This window comes from Bacillus sp. SIMBA_154 (assembly GCF_046536015.1).
GTDB lineage: Bacteria > Bacillota > Bacilli > Bacillales > Bacillaceae > Bacillus > Bacillus pumilus_P.
This window is the reverse complement of sequence record NZ_JAWJBV010000497.1, coordinates 1-249: the sequence shown is the minus strand read 5'-3', so window position 1 is coordinate 249 and position 249 is coordinate 1. Positions and strand designations below refer to the sequence as shown.

1 protein-coding gene is annotated in these 249 nt (G+C 46.2%); it reads right to left on the bottom strand.

Features of this window, described 5'->3' with window-relative positions; translation table 11 throughout:
- A partial coding sequence (locus R0K30_RS22895; RefSeq protein WP_410613250.1) for a GTP-binding protein occupies positions 1 to 249 on the bottom strand: 249 nt, incomplete at both ends.

Sequence of the window (249 nt, the reverse complement as noted above, 5' to 3'; positions counted from 1 at the left end):
CTTCCGGTAAATACGCTTCAATCTGCGCGAGAAGGGTTTCGACGTTGTTCCCTTCCAAAGCTGAGATCGGCACGATTTCCTTAAACGGATAGCGCGTACGGTACTCATCAATTAAAAGAAGCAGCTGGTCAGGGTGGATCTTATCAATTTTGTTTACGATCAGAAAGACCGGCGTGGACGTCTGTCCGAGCTTTTCAATGATAAACTCGTCGCCTTTTCCGTACCCTTCTTCGGCGTTAATCATAAATA